The sequence below is a fragment of the Deltaproteobacteria bacterium genome (assembly GCA_023382265.1).
In the GTDB taxonomy this organism is placed as follows: domain Bacteria; phylum JAMCPX01; class JAMCPX01; order JAMCPX01; family JAMCPX01; genus JAMCPX01.
The window spans coordinates 78,079-95,831 of record JAMCPX010000031.1 but is presented as its reverse complement, the minus strand read 5'-3'; the positions used below and the strand labels follow the sequence as shown (position 1 = coordinate 95,831).

General features: G+C 41.0%; 14 protein-coding genes, 1 tRNA gene and 2 rRNA genes. 11 read left to right on the top strand and 6 right to left on the bottom strand.

Going from position 1 to position 17,753, the window contains the following annotated elements:
• Nucleotides 1-409 (top strand): 23S ribosomal RNA (locus M1381_06295); the annotation flags it as partial.
• 33 nt (nucleotides 410-442) lie between these two features.
• Nucleotides 443-559 (top strand): 5S ribosomal RNA (gene rrf, locus M1381_06290).
• Between the two features lie 277 nt (nucleotides 560-836).
• Here the strand turns inward: rrf and M1381_06285 are convergent.
• Genes M1381_06285 through M1381_06270 form a run of 4 tightly spaced genes read right to left on the bottom strand, consistent with a single transcriptional unit; the run spans nucleotide 837 to nucleotide 4,984 of the window.
• Nucleotides 837-2,285 carry a serine/threonine protein kinase gene (locus tag M1381_06285; GenBank protein ID MCL4478693.1) on the bottom strand — a complete coding sequence of 483 codons (1,449 nt, stop codon included), beginning with the start codon at nucleotides 2,283-2,285 and terminating at the stop codon, nucleotides 837-839.
• 19 nt (nucleotides 2,286-2,304) lie between these two features.
• Nucleotides 2,305-2,583: a DUF192 domain-containing protein gene (locus M1381_06280; protein MCL4478692.1), complete on the bottom strand. Its 279-nt coding sequence runs from the start codon at nucleotides 2,581-2,583 to the stop codon at nucleotides 2,305-2,307.
• 34 nt (nucleotides 2,584-2,617) lie between these two features.
• Entirely contained in the window at nucleotides 2,618-3,847 is a 1,230-nt protein-coding gene (locus tag M1381_06275) for a hypothetical protein (protein MCL4478691.1), read from the bottom strand.
• Between the two features lie 3 nt (nucleotides 3,848-3,850).
• Nucleotides 3,851-4,984, bottom strand: a complete 1,134-nt coding sequence (locus M1381_06270) for a PEGA domain-containing protein (GenBank protein ID MCL4478690.1) — start codon at nucleotides 4,982-4,984, stop codon at nucleotides 3,851-3,853.
• Between the two features lie 211 nt (nucleotides 4,985-5,195).
• Here M1381_06270 and M1381_06265 point away from each other — a divergent pair, with 211 nt between their 5' ends.
• Complete coding sequence (locus M1381_06265; protein MCL4478689.1) at nucleotides 5,196-6,773, top strand: MmgE/PrpD family protein; 1,578 nt, start codon at nucleotides 5,196-5,198, stop codon at nucleotides 6,771-6,773.
• A gap of 103 nt (nucleotides 6,774-6,876) precedes the next feature.
• On the opposite strand, the gene M1381_06260 is transcribed toward M1381_06265, so the two are convergent.
• A tRNA-Ala gene (locus tag M1381_06260) sits at nucleotides 6,877-6,952 on the bottom strand.
• 86 nt (nucleotides 6,953-7,038) lie between these two features.
• On the opposite strand from M1381_06260, the gene M1381_06255 reads away from it, so the two are divergent.
• Nucleotides 7,039-7,875, top strand: coding sequence for a hypothetical protein (locus tag M1381_06255; GenBank protein ID MCL4478688.1), 837 nt, complete (start codon nucleotides 7,039-7,041; stop codon nucleotides 7,873-7,875).
• Nucleotides 7,876-7,924: 49 nt separating this feature from the next.
• Here M1381_06255 and eno read toward each other — a convergent pair whose 3' ends face one another.
• Nucleotides 7,925-9,208 (bottom strand): phosphopyruvate hydratase, encoded by a 1,284-nt coding sequence (eno, locus tag M1381_06250; protein MCL4478687.1) that lies wholly within the window; start codon nucleotides 9,206-9,208, stop codon nucleotides 7,925-7,927.
• Nucleotides 9,209-9,436: 228 nt separating this feature from the next.
• On the opposite strand from eno, the gene feoB reads away from it, so the two are divergent.
• From feoB to M1381_06215, 7 genes are all read left to right on the top strand, one after another.
• Nucleotides 9,437-11,485: a ferrous iron transport protein B gene (feoB, locus tag M1381_06245; GenBank protein MCL4478686.1), complete on the top strand. Its 2,049-nt coding sequence runs from the start codon at nucleotides 9,437-9,439 to the stop codon at nucleotides 11,483-11,485.
• Nucleotides 11,486-11,618: 133 nt separating this feature from the next.
• On the top strand, nucleotides 11,619-12,116 hold the full coding sequence (gene tsaE, locus M1381_06240; GenBank protein MCL4478685.1) for a tRNA (adenosine(37)-N6)-threonylcarbamoyltransferase complex ATPase subunit type 1 TsaE: 498 nt from the start codon (nucleotides 11,619-11,621) through the stop codon (nucleotides 12,114-12,116).
• Nucleotides 12,100-13,317, top strand: a complete 1,218-nt coding sequence (locus tag M1381_06235; protein MCL4478684.1) for an aspartate kinase — start codon at nucleotides 12,100-12,102, stop codon at nucleotides 13,315-13,317. Before tsaE ends, M1381_06235 begins: the two co-directional genes overlap by 17 nt.
• Nucleotides 13,318-13,329: 12 nt before the next feature.
• Nucleotides 13,330-14,919, top strand: a complete 1,590-nt coding sequence (gene cimA, locus M1381_06230; protein MCL4478683.1) for a citramalate synthase — start codon at nucleotides 13,330-13,332, stop codon at nucleotides 14,917-14,919.
• Between the two features lie 2 nt (nucleotides 14,920-14,921).
• Complete coding sequence (hisS, locus tag M1381_06225; protein ID MCL4478682.1) at nucleotides 14,922-16,175, top strand: histidine--tRNA ligase; 1,254 nt, start codon at nucleotides 14,922-14,924, stop codon at nucleotides 16,173-16,175.
• A gap of 44 nt (nucleotides 16,176-16,219) precedes the next feature.
• Complete coding sequence (locus M1381_06220; protein MCL4478681.1) at nucleotides 16,220-16,705, top strand: adenosine-specific kinase; 486 nt, start codon at nucleotides 16,220-16,222, stop codon at nucleotides 16,703-16,705.
• Entirely contained in the window at nucleotides 16,698-17,705 is a 1,008-nt protein-coding gene (locus M1381_06215) for an NAD(P)-dependent glycerol-3-phosphate dehydrogenase (protein MCL4478680.1), read from the top strand. The genes M1381_06220 and M1381_06215 overlap by 8 nt, the downstream gene beginning before the upstream one ends.
• Nucleotides 17,706-17,753: the final 48 nt, after the last annotated feature.

Sequence of the window (17,753 nt, the reverse complement as noted above, 5' to 3'; positions counted from 1 at the left end):
CTCGATGTCGGCTCATCGCATCCTGGGGCTGAAGCAGGTCCCAAGGGTTTGGCTGTTCGCCAATTAAAGCGGTACGTGAGCTGGGTTCAGAACGTCGTGAGACAGTTCGGTCCTTATCTGTCGTAGGCGAAGGATACTTGAGAGGATCTGTCCCTAGTACGAGAGGACCGGGATGGACGAACCTCTGGTGATCCAGTTGTCACGCCAGTGGCATAGCTGGTTAGCTAAGTTCGGAAGGGATAATCGCTGAAAGCATCTAAGCGAGAAACCCACCTCAAGATAAGGTATCCCTCTCTGTCGTAAGACAGGGAATAAGACCCCTTGGAGATTACAAGGTTGATAGGTCGGGTGTGTAAGTGCTGTAAAGTATTTAGCTAACCGATACTAATAGGTCGAAAGACTTGACTAGATTTTTTATATATTCAATTTTAGCATTATTTTCTCTGGTGGCAATGCTGGAGGGGAAACACCCGTTCCCATTCCGAACACGGAAGTTAAGCCCTCCAAGGCTGATGGTACTGCATGGGCAACTGTGTGGGAGAGTAGGTAGCTGCCAGGGGTTATGCCCCGTCCCAATAATATGGTTGGCGGGGCTTTTTATTTTTAAGGGTTTTTAAGGTTGGTTTGCGAGGTTAGGTGAGGGTAAGCCTTGCCGTGATTTGATACGGGCGTTGAAATCTATCCCAATAATATCCCCGTAAACCTATTGAATTTTTCCCTAAACCATGCAATATGCAAATCATCATTAAATATTGATAAAAATGGTTATAAACCGTTTGGTACTTATCGATGAGGGCCACAACCTGCGTAATCGTGAAGGAAAACACTATGCTGCCCTACATCTCGGTATTTTTGGAGTTAATGAATTTAAAAAATTTTTTATTTCCACGATCGTATCTGAGAACGACTGTTCTTTTCTCTCCAGGGGATAGTTTAACATTGATGGTTTTTGAATCATATAATTTGTTTTTAAAAAATATTGTATAATTGCCGGGTTCTAACCTAAGATGCTTTATAGGTGTAGTACCGATAAACTTTCTCGTATTTTTATCTGATATATAGATATCTGCCCATGGGCTTGCATTTATAACGATCAAAGCTTTTTCCATTATGGCAGGTGTGTCATGTACGGGCACCCGTTTATTCCCGGAGGATATTTGGTGTGCGGGTAGAGGGATAATTTTTAAAGAAGAATGTACCGGCTTCGCATAAGCCGGCTTAAGGGCTTGTGTTCCAGAGGGCCGTTTTGCAGTTAGAGACATAAGTGTAACAAAAATAGCCAAACACAGACCCATGATTCCTATGCCAATTGACATTATAATTCGTTTTTTTTGCAACTTTCCTTTATGTGGATTTTTTGCAGCAAGGACTTTTCCCTCATGTAATTCATCTCTTATCGTATCATAAAATAAAAATTTTAATATATCCGATAGAGCTATCTTAGTTAAAGAAGGATTATTTACATAAGGTTCTAATTTTTGTTTGAAAAGATCAGCATTGTTGAATCTATCAGACGGATTCAAGGACAGGGCATTTAATATACTTGCCTCAAGTTCCACTGGAATAGCAGGGTTTAGCTCTGTAGGACGGTTGACGATCTTTGACTCCCGAACATTTTTTAAAAGCGACATATCGGTGTCCCCGGAAAATGCATGCTCAAACGTAAGCAGCTCATACAATACAAGCCCGACAGAGTAAATATCGCTTCTATTATCAATGGCCTGTCCGCTTGCCTGTTCGGGTGACATATACCGTATCTTACCCTTTAGAGTTCCGACAGTTGTTGTCATTGAGCATCTTGTCTTTGCTATTCCAAAGTCCGTGAGTTTTACGTCACCATCATAAGACAAGAGTATATTTTGCGGTGTTATATCTCTATGAACAATGCCGAGTGATTTTCCACAGGGATCGTATAGCGTATGTGCATAGCTTAACGCTTTCAGGATTTCTGCTGTTATATAAGAAGAGAGCACTACATCAGGTTTATAATTATGCTTTAGCAAAGTCTTTATGAAAGTAGATAGATTAACGCCGCTGATATATTCCATCACAAGATACAACCTCTTTTCGTTTTCACCAAAGTCTATGACCTGAACGATATTCGGATTATTAAGTCTTGCGCATAATCTTGCCTCATCTATAAACATTTTTACAAAAGCATCATCATGTACTAAATGCTTATGCATCATTTTTAATGCAACAGGTTTTTCAAAATTGTGGGGACCGGTCATTATGGCTTTGTAAACATCTGCCATTCCGCCGCTTTCTATAAGTCGTATAATCATATATCTACCGAAGTTAGCATTATTCATAAATTTCAAATCTATCGCCTTTAGTGATGTTATATTTGTTTGCAAGTCCGTATCCTATTTCCAGTACACAATCCGCTTCAAACACCGGAAAGGAAAAGCTGAAAGGCTTGAGATGTTTTATGTCAATAATGGTCATAGACCTGTCAAAATATATTACATCAATGGGAAACAACATAAAAAAACTGTGAATCCAATTGCACCGTTTTAGTAATAATGCGTGTGTGATGGGTAATGTGGTATTAAACATGAGGCCCTTTAGTCTGCTTAGCATAGAATCCGCCTCAATCAGATAAAACCAAACCGGGTTATTCGCAGATACGAATGTGTTCTTTAATCTTTTTATAAACATCGGTGCCTTTTTGTGCCGTATCCATAGCCTGCATGTACAGCCTGCAAGCCTCCTTTTTATTTGCATTTGATAATACATAAGCTTTTTTGTAGAGTTTATTTGCCTCATCATTTATTGTAATTAAGCCGGATAATGCGTTCTCATTATCTGGATCGAATACCAATGCCTTTGAAAAGAAATCCCCGGCTTTTTTGTATGCGTGTGTAATTAGTGCATTTTTGCCGAGTTCTATGTATGCTGCAGTAAGATATTTATGGAGCCTTTTTTCTACGCTTGAGGACTTGATATTGATCATTTCAGAGAATGTGTCTGCCTTCTTAAGATATACAATAGCAGCATCATAAGTAAGTTTTCCATAAGCTGTTTCTCCGAGATTCAGATATTTTTTTATACTGCTTGCGATAACAGCCCTTTTCACATTTGAAGGGTGTTCCTTAGATCCACCCCCAGACCATATCATTATTGCCTTATCTATATCCCCCTGTTTGTATGCCTGTTCACCTGAATCCGTATAGACAAGGTTGAGCTTTGGCGTATGCACCTTATGATTGTTATTTTGGTGCGTGTACATCAAGGTTAAAAGTTCATTTGCCGTCCGGCTGGATGGGTCTTCTGCGAGTACGGTATTAACAAGCGCTTTTGCTTCCCCGGTGTTTCCCTGTATATAAAGTGATGTTGCTGTTTGTATGATACCGTTTAGCAGGTGTTGTTTTATTGAATTTACAAGCTCTTCTGCCCTATCATGATAAAAGTTGTCTGTCGTAAATCGTACGAGTGCATTATATGCATCTGTAAACCTGTTACTCTTATATAATGCCTGTGCGTTTTGCCATGCATTGTCTTTTAAGTGCATATCATCAAGTGTTTTTGCAAATATGGATATCGTTTGTGAATGATAGCCTTTTTCTTTGAGAGCGTTTAATATATGCTGTGCGTCCGCGATATTATGTTTGTTGACAGCCTGCTCAAAACTTTTTGAAAGTTTGTTCTGTTCTTCGTATGTAAAATACGTATAAGAACCGAGCCCTGCGCCTGATATCAAAACAAGTACAAAAAGTATAATTCTCAGCGGCCCGCTTTTGGGTTGTTTTGAACAGGGGTTCTTTTTTTTATTTAAAGGTTTTTTTATATCTGTATGTAAATGTGCATTCTCATCTGCAGACAATAGTACCGTTTTTTCTTCCACATATCACCATTTGATTGAAACGCTTCCATTTGATGAAGAAGAATGCCCTCTGCCTGTTTGTGTAATTGCATAAACAATTCCGGCTATAGCAACAGCAGCACCGGTGCCCCATAACCACTTGTTCTCGTACCAGTTTTTTTGAGGAGAACTCTGTGTTTCCAGGGGTAAAGGTTTAAATAGGATAGGTTGTTTTGTTTCAGCAGACTCATCATGGTTTAAAAAATCTATCACCCGTTTAACTGCCTGATCCTCATTATTATAGTCAAAGTTCGTTGACGTAAAATCAATGTCAGGTGTAAAAACCATGGACACCTTTATTGTTCGTGGATTTTTAGATTCTAAGGAAACAAAAACGATTCCATCGGCATTGTAGGTTTGAAGTATTTGTTTAATATTATCTTTTGACAGTGTTTGTTCGGAAGGTGCTGATAGGTCAGGCTGCAAATCAAAATTAAACGTACCTCCGGAGATAATTTTATCCGTCCTTGTAACATATCCGTGTTTGGAGATTGTTATAAAATGCATACAGGGGTAAATTTCTGAATGTAAAGGGGATAACCCTGACTTCCGGCTGTCGATATAGATGCTTGCACCGGAAGGGTTTGTAGCTACTGTTATACTTGTCAGCCGGCTGCTTTTTTCCCGTCTGTCAATTGTGTCAATAAGATTTGGCGGCCAGATATTGGGATCAAGGGCTTTTCCATGGGATATGCACACATAATCTCTGATTGTCTTATCCGCACCTTTGGTATCATCAATTGCCAGATAATTTAGCGCCAGATAAAGCAATACTTCTCTATTTACATCCAGTACCTCACTTGTCGCGGGGTAAGATTTTAACTCTTCGGTTATTCCGTGCAATAGCTTTATGGACTCATCAAATCTTAAAAATTCATAGGCCTCTTTTGCATTGGAAAGCTTGCTTTGTGCACCGGACAAATCGTACTGTTCCGGGGAGATTCGCTTTTTATATTCAGGGAATGATATCCATTTTGCAGATTCCAAAATGCCTGCTTTTATTTTGAGTAATTGTTCATTATCATAAGGATCAAGAATCAAAACCACACGCCTGTTGGTTTCCGCATCAACGGAGGTACATAATACTAATGTTATTAAAACTATATAAAAAAACCGCATAGATTTATAAAATACACATTAAATTCGTAATGTCAACGATTATACGAGAAAATGTTGTTCCGGCAAAAGGGCAATTTTGTTATATTATGTAAACCGCGGTATTGAGAGGCAGGTCGGCCAGATTTTTATCTCCTCTTGCATTTAGGCGGTTAATAAATTATGAAACAAATAAATACAGAGATTTCATGATTAAAAGAGAGGATATGCAGCAATGTCCGAATATATTATAGATAAAATGGCCGAATGGGTTTGCGGGTTGAGGTATGAAGACATCCCTGACCGAGTTTTAAAGAAGGCTAAACTTCAAATACTTAATATTCTTGCAGCAGCATTCTCGGGTAAACACTACGGTACGTTAGGAAGTATCCGATCGATAAATCTGCCGGACGGTCCATCCACTGTTTTATCAACCGGGGAAAAAACCACTGCAGAGTATGCGAGCTTTATAAATGCGATTTATTCAATGAGTTTTGATTTCGATGATTACCTGTTCATGGCGCATCCGGGTCATTCATCGGTGCTTGTGGCATTATCTATGGGAGAAGAACTTAACCTGACAATAAAGGATATTATCACTGCGCAGGTTGCGGTAAATGAGATCGAGGGGAGGATCGGTGCATCTGTGCTGCTCGGCCCGCATAATGGTCAGATGTGGTCTTACATCCATGCAATAGGTGCTGCTGCATCAGTGTCCATGCTCCTCGGTTTAACAAGGCGGCAAATAGCATCCGCAATGGCAGTTTCTATGTATCAGCCAAACTATCCGCTTACCCCAGGGTTCATGATAAGTGATTCAAAACTAACAACCGCTGCAATACCTATTATAACAGGCATGTTTGGTGCAAGGCTTGCAAAGGCAGGCATGCACGGTAACACGGGTATACTTGAAACAAAAGGCGGTTTTCTCGAAAAATTCTCGTACCTTCCGCTCAAAACGATGTTGTCGGGTTTTGGTGAATGGTGGGTAACAGATTCTATATCGTTTAAACCTTATCCAGGCTGTGCATACATGGATACAACTATTGATAGTATCTATAAGATTATGAGCGAATGCAAACAAAAAACAGGCAAAGACCTCGATGCGAACGATATAAAACATATCTATATATCTGCAGGCATACTTACAATAGGCATGAATAAGATGGCGGAGATGAACGATACGGGCACACTTGATCCTGTAAATATAAACTTCTCTATTCCCAAAAGCGCCGCGATAACTATTATAAACCATGGCTTACTTGCAAAGCATCTTTCATCAGGCATGTTATCCGCACACGAACAGGAGATAAATGCTTTATCGAAAAAAGTCGTTCTAAGTCATGACTGGACGTACACATTAAAAACCATTGCATCATTTTACGATGCCGTTGGCGGCAGGTTTCTGTTCGCCGGTACGGGCATTTATAAGCTGCTCAAAGCCTTTCATCTGATGAGAAAAAATCTGCCGAAAATACCCCTGCAGTCAGTCCGGCTGCTAAAAGCACGGAGGGCTTTATCCGGGCAGGAAAGAGATACCATAGTTGATGGATTGAAAAGAAAATATGATCATGTAAACATGAATGCATTTACTTTTTCTTTCGGCTCGAGAGTAAATATAGAACTATATAACAACAGCACGTATGAAGCTGAATCCAAAATTCCTAAAGGTGCTTCAAATACGGATGATCAAGAAGAGGTAGTGAGGAATAAATTGAAACACGCGGTAGAGTCCGAGCAAAAGGCAAAAATGCTTATGGACATATTAAAACCCGATGCTCGTGTAAGGGCATTTGTTGATGGAATAGTTTAGCATCTGGTCCGGGTCAAAAGCCAACGTATGCAATGCAGGTGCTCATTACAATGTGGGAAGCTTGCAGCAAACAGGATTTACCTCCAAACATAATTGTTATTTTTGGTGGAGCAGAAGGGGATCGAACCCTCAACCTCCACGTTGCGAACGTGGCGCTCTCCCGACTGAGCTACTGCCCCATATCTTTTTAGTATATTAACTTGCATTAACAGTCAATAATAAGATAAAATTCCAATAATAAAATGATTACAGCAGGTGTTGAAAAATGGCAGGAACCATTAATGACATCCTAAAACCTATAGCAAATGATAATGTATCCGGCTCTACCAACATAGCGATAATGTCAATAGATCGGATTCTTGCATTCTTAAATGCACATAATGATTATCGGGTGGATAAGCTAACAGATTATGTGTCAAAAGGGCTTGTAAAGTCGCAGCCTTCAATGGGCATTATTCTGAATCTTGCTTACGGTCTGAGATCTTCCGGTAAAAGCAACAATAATAAAGATGTTATTAAATATCTCAGTACGTTTAAAATTAATATCAAAAGGCATGCAGAACAGGTTGCAAACAATGCCTTTCCGGTCATAAAGAAGTACAAAAAAATAATGACCTATTCGTCGAGTAAGACTGTACTTGATTCGCTTGTATACGCAAAACGGCATAAAGCTTTTTTTGACGTACTTGTGCTTGAGTCAAGGCCAAAGAATGAGGGCTACGATATGGCGGTAGAGCTTAAAAGTGAGGGCATCCATGTAGATTATACCACCGACGCAATGGGTATGAGTATGCTTTCGAATGGTTATGTGAATGCTGTTTTTATCGGAGGGGATGCGATTCATAAAGGAAACATCATTGCCAAATCTGGCACAACAGCTATTGTAACAATATGCAATGCTAAATCTATACCCGTTTATGTTTTATCCGTTACCGAAAAACGAATACCCGGAATATACGCATCAGGGTTTATCATACAGGATAAGCCTGCTGGTGAGCTGCATAAATTCAAGAACAGTGCAAACCTAAAAGTGATTAACCGGTATTTTGAGGTAGTTTTGCAGGATCATTTTAACAGGGTCATTACGGATGGGGATGCGTAAGGGTTGAGCAAGAAGTAGAAAACGGTATCGTTTTCTACTTCCATACACATTATCTACCTATACTCACAAATGCCGACATGCCCGCGTATGAAGCATTGCCGCGGAGTTCCTGTTCTATCTCCATCAACCTGTTATACTTTGCCACCCTTTCTCCTCTCGCCGGAGCCCCGGTTTTTATGAATCCCGTATTTTTGCCTACGGTAAGATCAGATATGGTTGTATCATCCGTTTCACCGGATCTGTGTGATACAACCGCAGTCCACCCATGGGACTGTACCATCCTTATTGCCTCCATTGTCTCCGTCAGGGTACCTATCTGGTTAAGTTTTATCAACACCGAATTTGCACCGTCCAGTTCTATGAGTTTCTTGATATATCTTGTGTTTGTAACTGTAATGTCGTCTCCAACGAGTTGGATCTTTGACCCAAGCCTTTTTTTCATTTCAACCCACCCATTCCAATCATTCTCAGCAAGTCCGTCTTCTATACTGATCAGAGGATAAGCCTTTACCATGCTTTCATATAAGTCTATCAGTTTTGTGCTGTTGAGTGTTTTGTTCTCATCCTTTAAAATATATTTGCCGTCTTTATAAAACTCGCTTGATGCCGGATCAAGAGCTAGGTATATCTCTTTACCGGGTTTGTATCCTGCCTTTTCAATCGCCTTTACTATAAATTGTAAAGGCTCCTCATTGTTCTTAAGATCAGGGGCAAACCCACCTTCATCTCCGACCGACGTAACAAGGGAGGCATCTTTCAGTATTGATTTGAGCGTGTGGTATACCTCCACGGATGCCCTTATTGCCTCACGGAATGAGCTTATACCGGCAGGGACTATCATGTATTCCTGGAAATCTACATCGGTATCGGCATGTTTCCCGCCATTAAGGATGTTCAGCATCGGGACAGGCATTAGATAAGTATCAATACCCCCGATATACTTGTACAAGGGAATGCCCATTGCTTTTGCAACGGCCTGTGCAACGGCCAAAGAAACTCCGAGTATTGCGTTTGCTCCAAGCTTCGATTTTGTCTCAGTGCCGTCAAGATCTATCAATTTTCTATCTATGTTTATCTGATCATAAGCATTCATGCCCGTTATTTCCGGCTTTATTATTTTAACTATATTATCAATTACCTTTAAAACCCCCTTGCCCTGATAACGTTTTTTGTCCCCGTCTCTCAGTTCAAGTGCCTCTCTTTCCCCTGTCGATGCGCCTGAAGGGACCTTTGCCGCTGCTGAAACGCCGCTCTCCAATTTAACCATAACCTCAACAGTCGGATTCCCGCGTGAATCGAGTATCTCAAGGGCTGACACATCACATATCTTCATGGCTACTGCCTCCTTTTTTGAAATGGTATACAGATTATGACCGTATAGGCAAGCAAACGGCTTGCCCCCATTTCGGATTTATAGAATTCTAAAACAGGATTTGATCGTCAGTGCTTTTGATGCGTAACCGGCAAAATACCCTTATATTTTTTAAAAACGGGTATAGAATCCTCTTGACTTTGATCGTAATAATTGATAATCATTTTCAATAACTAATTATGGTGAAGAATGTTTAAAAAACGTATATTCAATGACTCCTGTCACGGCACGGATTCCAGCGGCATAGACACAGAGCATGAAAACTCTATAACGGTTGCGCTGGCAGGCAATCCGAATGTTGGTAAAAGCACCATTTTTAACATTCTCACAGGGCTTAATCAGCATGTGGGTAATTGGCCGGGTAAAACTGTGGAGAGGAAAGAAGGCATGACCCGTTATGACGGGAAAGAATTCAAAATCATTGATCTACCCGGTACATACAGCTTGTCTTCCGGCTCTATAGAAGAAACGATAGCTGCAAATTATATAGTTCGAGAGCATCCGGATGTAGTTGTATCTATAATTGATGCAACAAATCTTGAACGAAATATGTACCTGTTAACTCAAATTATTGAAACGGGCGCAAAGGTCGTGGTTGCTTTAAATATGCTTGATCTCGCTGTATCCGGTGGAATTGAAATAAATGTGGAAGAACTTGAAAGACATCTTGGCATCCCCGTTATTCCCGTTATTGCTACAAAAAATAGGGGTATAAAAGAACTGCTATCCGTTATAAACGATACGGTGGACGATAAGCGGATCGTAAATCCGGCCCCGATAAAATATTCAAGAACCATTGAAGATTTTATAAACGATCTGGCCGCACGATTGAGCAGATTCAGACTGCCCTTTAACAATATCCGATGGGTCGCCATAAAGATCCTTGAAGGGGACGATAATGTTATAAACGGACTAAAAGCTATTATTGATCAGGGAACATTGAATTATATAAAAGAAACTCAATCGAAGGTTGAGTCCCTCATTGTAGAGATCACCGATGCGAGGTATGGATGGATACATAAGATAGCATCTGCTGCTGTCACGCCGTTAAGGCTTAATGTGATAACCTTTACAGATAAACTCGATCACCTGCTCACAAATCAATTTTTGGGTTTGGTAATACTCACCGTTGTGCTCGGACTCATTTTCTGGCTGACTTTTAGCATAAGTTTGCCAATGCAGATCTGGATAAGCGGATTTTTTTCTATGCTGGGCGGTAAACTCGGAGTTTATCTTGCACATGCCCCGGTTTGGCTAAAGGGATTTCTTATAAACGGCTTGATCTACGGTGTTGGTACGGTGGTATCTTTTTTCCCTCTTATCTTCATATTTTTTATCTTTCTTGGAATTCTTGAGGATACCGGCTTACTCGCAAGATCCACATTCATAATGGATAGAATAATGCACATTCTGGGGCTCCACGGCAAAGGCTTTATATGCCTGCTTACAGGCTATGGATGCAATGTCCCAGGTATTATGTGTTCAAGGGTATTGGATAATGAAACGGATAGGAAATTATCAATACTGATCAACCCTTTTATACCATGCTCTGCAAGGTTTATCGTAACAAGCTTGTTTGTAAGTGTTTTTTTCCCCGATCACGCGGCATTGGTAATGCTCTCTACGATAGGAATAAGTTTTGCCGTTGTTATCATGAGTGGTTTTATAATGAGGAAAACCGTACTCAAAGGTGAAAAATCACCGCTTATCATAGAGCTGCCTCTCTACAGGAAGCCGAATGCTAAAACGGTAGGGTTGTACGCATGGAATAAAACTATTAGCTTTTTACAGAGGGCCGGCACGTATATTGTAGGGGCCACAATAGTAATATGGTTTTTGTCACATTATCCCGGCAACAGTATGAGCGGAAGTGTGCTCGGGATATTTGGAAGATGGATTGAACCGGCGGGTAAGCTAATTGGATTTAGCTGGAGATTGATTGTTGCGCTGATCACCGGATTTACCGCAAAAGAAACATCAATCGCGACATTAACCGTTCTTTACAATGCCACCGATACTGGAACCCTTTCTGTTGCGTTAAAGCAACAACTAACGCCTCTTATTGCCTATGTGTTTATTATTTTTCAAACCCTGTATATCCCGTGTTTGGCAACCGTTGTAACAATGAAAAAAGAGCTTAACGATAACAAGTTACTTGTAATAGGTATCGTTTATCCCTTGATCGTTGCATTCATTATTAGTTTTCTGATTTACAGGATCGGATTATTGATACTCTAACCAAAAAGTGCACCAGGGAAAGCATGGACTTAATGTATTAAACACGTGCCGCAAAAATTTTTACAAACACACTCTTTCGATTTAACCCGTTTAATTGTTTTTTTTTAACAGTTCTGTTAGTAATGATGATCTAATGAAACAGGAAGCCCAAATTTTCGTTTCCAGTGCAAAAGATACTATGCTCATTGCAAGGCTTATAGCGGATAAACTGGCTCGCGGCACAAAGATTGGATTATCCGGCGAGCTTGGTGCGGGTAAGACTACGTTTGTAAAAGGCTTTGTTACAGCGTTTGACATGCACGAGCATGCAGTAACGAGCCCTACATTTACCATTATGAATGAGTATGGGGTTTCACCGCGTATATTTCATGCAGACCTCTATAGGATTGAATCGGAAGAGGATCTTTTAAGAACGGGTATTTATGATGTTTACATGAATGATGGATTTTTACTTATAGAATGGCCGGAAAAATTTAAATCTCTTGCAAATTATCTTGATTTATCCTTAAGTTTTCATATTACCAACAGAGGCAGGCGGATAAGAATAATTGATAAGAATGGATTGCTGGCTGAGTGGATAGAAATGATTAAAAATTTTAAAAGAGGAAGGGAATATGGCTTTAGTAGTTAAAAAGTTTGGAGGTACGTCGGTAGGAGACATAGAAAAGATCAAAAATGTAGCGCGAAAGGTAGCAAAGGCAAAGGACAGAGGGGATGACCTTATCGTTGTTGTTTCGGCGATGTCGGGTGAAACAAACAAACTGGTTGATTTTACAAATAAGACCGCGGAGATACCGGATTTGAGAGAATATGATGTTGTCGTATCAACAGGAGAACAGGTTACAATAGGATTATTATCTATTGCATTCAACGCGATGGGATACAGAGCAAAGTCATTCCTTGGCTTTCAGGTGCCGATCATAACGGATTCTGCGTTTTCAAAAGCGCGCATACTCAGAATAGAGCATGATCTTATAAAAAAGGCATTGAAAGAGGGGAATATCGTTGTTGTCGCAGGATTTCAGGGTATCGATGAAAAAGGTAATATAACAACGCTGGGTAGGGGTGGTTCCGATACAACAGCTGTTGCACTTGCCGCTGCACTCAAAGCCGATCTGTGCGAGATATATACGGATGTAGACGGTGTTTATACAACTGACCCAAACATTGTGCCTGAGGCAAGAAGGCTTGACAAGATCTCTTACGAAGAGATGCTGGAGATGGCAAGTCTCGGTGCAAAGGTTCTGCAAACGAGGTCGGTCGAATTTGCGATGAAATATAAAGTACCAGTAATGGTAAAATCTACCTTCACGGATAGTGGAGGAACATTAGTAACGGAGGAAAAAGACATGGAAGAAGCAATAGTTTCCGGTATAGCTTATGACAAAAACGAGGCAAAAATAACACTCACAAAGATTCCGGACAAGCCCGGCATTGCATCAAGGCTTTTTAAACCGCTGACGGATGCAAATATCAATGTTGATATGATCGTTCAGAATGTTAGTACGGAAGGATACACGGACCTTACATTTACGGTCGGAAAGGCAGATTTTAAGCGTGCTGTAGAATTGATCAAGGATGTTGCAAAGCAGATCGAGGCAAAAGATGTACTCACGGATCAAAGTGTAGCAAAGATTTCCATCATTGGAGCAGGGATGAGGAGTCACGCAGGGATAGCACAGAAGATGTTTTCTTCTCTGGCTAAGGAGAATATCAACATCCAGATGATAAGCACATCGGAGATAAAGATTTCCTGTGTCGTGGAGACAAAATATGCAGAGCTTGCCGTGAGGGTGCTGCATGAGGCATTTAACCTTGAGAAGGCAGGTTAATGAACGTTTTAGATGACTACAAAAAAATCTGAAAAGATAGAAATTTATGATACCGTTTTAAGGGACGGCTCGCAGTCCGAACAGGTTAATTTCTCTGTTGAAGATAAGATAAAAGTGCTTGAGATATTGGACGATGCCGGTATCCATTTTGTTGAAGGCGGCTGGCCCGGTTCAAATCCCAGGGATATAGAGTTTTTTGAAAAGGCTTCCAGGATAAAGTTAAAAAAAACCAGACTTGCAGCTTTCGGCAGTACAAGGAGAAAAGGCTTCTCCGCGGATAATGACCCGAATCTCAGAGCTATCCTGGCGTCGGGTGTTCATAATGCTACGATCTTTGGGAAAAGCTGGGAGCTGCACGTAAGGGATGCCCTTAAAATAACTCTTGGAGAGAACCTTGAACTCATTTTCGATTCTATAAAATTTCTCAAACAGCATATGGATATGGTTGTTTATGATGCAGAGCACTTCTTTGATGGATATAAAGACAATCAAGACTATGCGATTAAGACATTAATGGCTGCTAATGATGCCGGGGCGGATCGTATCGTGCTTGCAGACACAAACGGCGGAACATTGCCATGGGATGTGGAAATGATTATTGAACACGTTAAGCAGTTCGTCGATGTTGGAAAGCTTGGTGTTCACATGCACAATGATTCAGGCACAGCAGTTGCAAGCTCTTTGATTTCTGTAAAGCATGGCATTCATCACATTCAGGGAACTATAAATGGATACGGAGAGAGATGCGGTAATGCTAACCTATGCGCCATCATACCGTCACTTGAAATAAAGATGGGTTTTGAAGTGCTCGGTCGCAACCTTAAAAAACTGAGAGAGCTCTCAAGATTTGTAGATGAGCTTGCTAACCTTGTTCCGGATCACTACATGCCTTATGTAGGTGATAGCGCATTTGCGCATAAAGGCGGTGTACATGTAAGTGCCATGAGAGAGAATACAAAAACTTATGAGCATATAGAGCCGTCTCTTGTCGGGAATAAAAGGCGTGTGCTTATATCGGATCTGTCCGGTAAGGCGAATGTACTCGCGAAATCCGAAGAACTCGGAATAAAGCTTGAGAACGATGATGATCTTTTAAACATAGTCAAAGCCGTCAAAGAACTCGAGAATAAGGGTTATCAATACGAGGGTGCGGGAGCTTCTTTTGAGTTACTCATAGATAAAACGCAAAGAAAGCATAAGAGCTTTTTCAGATTACTTGGGTTCAGGGTTATTGACGAGAAGCGTAAAGAAGATGAACCTGCGATTGCGGAGGCAACAATTATGCTTGAGGTTGACGGTAAACTTGAACACTCGGCCGCTATGGGTGATGGACCTGTTAATGCTATTGATAATGCCTTGCGAAAAGCGCTTGTAAAATTTTATCCTGAATTAAAAGGTATGAGGCTTCTTGATTTTAAGGTAAGGGTTATAGCATCGGGTCAGGGAACCAGCTCGGCTGTCCGTGTATTGATAGAATCCGGAGACGGTATTAACAGATGGACAACAGTTGGTGTTTCTCTTAATATAATTGAAGCAAGCTGGATTGCACTTGTTGATAGTATAAATTACAAACTACTCAAGTCAAAAAGAGTAAAGGACTGATCATGCCGGGGCAATTCCAATCCGTGCAGGGGTTTAATGATGTTTTATACCCCGATGTCACAAAGTTCAACCGTATAGAGAATACGGTGAGAGAATTGTTCGCCCTCTATAATTTTAAGGAAATAAGAACGCCTATAATCGAGAAGACGGGATTATTTGTAAGGAGCATCGGCGGAAGTACCGATATTGTAGAAAAGGAAATGTACACTTTTCAGGATAAGGGGGAAGAATCACTCACTCTAAGGCCCGAGGGTACCGCATCTGCTGTAAGGGCGTATCTCGAACATGATATTGATAAAAAAGACGCCGTACAGAAATGGTTTTACATTGGTCCGATGTTCAGGCATGAAAGATCGCAAAAGGGAAGATTCAGACAATTCTATCAGGCAGGAATTGAGGTTTTTGGCATAGATGATCCCGTAATAGATGTAGAGGTTATCGAGCTTGCAAAAGACGTTATAGATGCCCTGTACATAAAAGGTGTAGTTATAAGGTTAAATTCCATAGGCTGCCCCGCGTGCAGACCGGACTATATCAGAGAGTTAAAACTATTTCTTTACGGCGTAAAAGATCAGCTGTGCGATGATTGTAAAAGGCGTATTGAAACAAATCCTTTGCGTGTTTTGGATTGTAAAAAAAATGGCTGTATCAGCACCACAAAAAACGCCCCAAAAATAACAGAACACCTGTGTGCAGATTGTGCCTCTCACTTCGATAGTGTAAAACGAGGCCTTGATTTATTAAAGATACAATACACGATCGATACACGTCTTGTAAGGGGACTGGATTATTACACAAAGACCGTTTTCGAGTTTACCGTTGATACAAACAATGCGCAGAATGCTGTCATCGCAGGCGGCAGATACGATTATCTTGTTGAGTTATTGGGAGGTGGACATGTACCTGCCATAGGTTTTGCAATGGGAATGGAGCGTATCGCGGATATGTTAAAGCTTCCGGATGAAAGGAATCCTGATGTTTTTATCGCTGTGTTGGTGCCGCGTGCCCGCAGCAAGGCTTTTGAACTTATGGGCATGCTAAGACAAAATGGCATTATGTGTGACACAACCTACGGAGAAAAAACCATAAAAAGTATGATGAGGAGGGCCGGCAAACTCAAGGCACGGGTTGTTATGATCATAGGAGAGGATGAATTAGAACACGGTTATGTTACATTAAAACGTATGGCCGATGCTCATCAGGACAAGGTGCAGGATTCGGAGGTTCTCAATCATATACTCAAGAATAGTATATGAATTCAAGTAATAATGAGTACGAAAGATTATGCATGGAGGGATAAATGGATATTCAAAGTATTAAAATAGAAAAACCAGAGGATGTAAACATTATCCTTGGACAGTCCCATTTTATAAAAACGGTTGAAGATATTTATGAGGTACTTATAAGCAGTATGCCAGGCATAAAGTTTGGATTTACATTTAATGAATCGTCAGGACCATGTCTTGTAAGGTATGAAGGGAACGACGATGAGCTTACGGAGCTTGCGAAAAAGAATGCAATGTCGATAGGTACGGGGCACAGCTTTATAATAATGCTCAGAAATGCCTATCCGATCAATGTGATGAATGCACTAAAAAATGTCCAGGAGATCACGACCATTTATTGTGCAACGGCCAACACCGTTGAAGTGATCATCGCGGATAATGGTAAGGGTAGAGGCATACTCGGTGTGATTGACGGATTGAAACCATGTGGTGTGGAAAAGGACAAGGATCGCAGTGATAGAAGAGCATTATTGAGAAGGTTCGGGTATAAGCTTGCCTGAGTTAAGTATTGCGGTAATGGGTGCAGGGAGCTGGGGAACAGCCATTTCAGAATTGCTGGCAAAAAGCGGTTATGATGTTAATCTATGGGCAAGGCGGGAAGAGCAATGCATGGAAATAAATTCAGAGCGTACGAACGGCAGATATCTTCCCGGAGTCAGAATCTCCCGTAAAATCAAGGCATTAAGCAGCATCGAAGATGTGGTAAGCACAAAAAAGATAATTTTCGTTGTTGTCCCTTCGCAGCACATGAGGGACGTTTTGAAACGGGCTCTTCCATATATCGAGAAGGATACGATTATCATCAGTGCGGTAAAGGGTATAGAGAATTCTACACTTATGAGGCCTACGCAGATCATACAGAATGTACTGGGAAGACATGTGACTGTGGCTGTTTTATCGGGGCCGAGTTTTGCAAAAGAAGTGGTGCTTGGGCTGCCGACCGCGGTTACAATATCTGCAAGAGATATAAGCATAGCAAGGCAATTGCAGCATCTGATAAATGTAGATACCTTCAGGCTTTATGCATCCGATGATGTAATAGGGGTTGAACTCGGAGGCTGTCTAAAGAACGTGATAGCCTTATCAGCAGGTGTATGCGACGGCGTCGGGCTTGGGAAAAATGCAAGGGCTGCTATTATAACAAGGGGTCTTGCCGAGATGATAAGACTCGGAGTTAGGGCGGGTGCAAAAAAAGAAACCTTTTCAGGGCTATCAGGGATAGGTGACCTTGTACTTACATCAACGGATGACCAGAGCAGGAACAGAACGGTCGGATTACGGATAGGCAGGGGCGAAAAGATTGATGATATTGTGAGAGGTATGACAATGGTTGCAGAAGGTGTTAAAACATCTATATCCGTAAGGGCTCTTGCAAAGAGATATAATGTAGATATGCCGGTATCAGAAGAGATATACAGGATTTTAAATCAAGGGAAAGAGCCCAAGGCATCAATAAAGTCTTTGCTTGGTAGAACATTAAAAGACGAACATTATGAATAAAGCATGTGCGTGCAGTACTTGTCTTGCACTTGACACCCGATATGGACG